This window comes from Aeromonas sp. 603079 (assembly GCF_049172135.1).
Classification (GTDB): domain Bacteria; phylum Pseudomonadota; class Gammaproteobacteria; order Enterobacterales; family Aeromonadaceae; genus Aeromonas; species Aeromonas veronii.
On record NZ_JAAKPX010000049.1, the window covers coordinates 1 to 726 of the forward strand.

At 57.3% G+C, this 726-nt stretch carries 1 protein-coding gene; it reads left to right on the plus strand.

Annotated features, from left to right (window positions below):
- The coding region (locus G5287_RS20765) for an IS1595 family transposase (RefSeq protein WP_421231805.1) at positions 1-724 on the plus strand (724 nt) is incomplete at its 5' end.
- Positions 725-726 lie beyond the last annotated feature (2 nt).

Consider the following 726-nt stretch of genomic DNA (forward strand, 5'->3'; position numbering starts at 1 on the left):
TCTGACCAAGACGCCCTTGGCCAGATTGCGTAAAGCACAGTGCTGGGAAGACTACGCGCAAGCCCTCATCGAAGGACTGACTGTCCGCCAGGCTGCGCGGCGCTGTGGGGTCAGCAAGAACACCGCGTTCCTCTGGCGTCACCGCTTCTTGCGCGCGATGGCAACCCATCAGGCCACCCGGGAAGAGGGCATCGTTGAGGTTGATGAGACCTTCTTCCTTGAATCGTTCAAGGGGCAGCGGGGACTGCCGCGTCCACCACGTCATCGCGGTGGTAAAGGTCGAACTCGTGGAACCGGGCCAGATTACATCCCGGTGATGGTGGTACAAGAGCGTGCAGGCCACCATGCGGATTTCCAGTTGGAGAAAATAGATGCCGAGACGGTCATCGCGGTGTTGAAGCCGTTGGTGTCACCGGATGCGGTGCTGTGTAGCGATGGGGCGGGTGTGTATGCCTGTTTCAGCAAGGAACAGGGTATAACCCATCAGGTGGTGCGCAATCGTCAAGGCGAACGGGTAGTCGGTGCGTATCACATCCAGCATGTGAACGGATATCACCATCGGTTGAAAGAGTGGATGGAGCGATTTCATGGAGTGGCGACGCACTACCTGAAGAACTACCTGGGTTGGCGCAGGATGTTGGAGCGTTACGGAAAAGGCGTAAATATCAAAGTGTGTTTGTATGAGGCCCTGGGGCGCCCCATGCAACACGTAATTGGGACATAGCC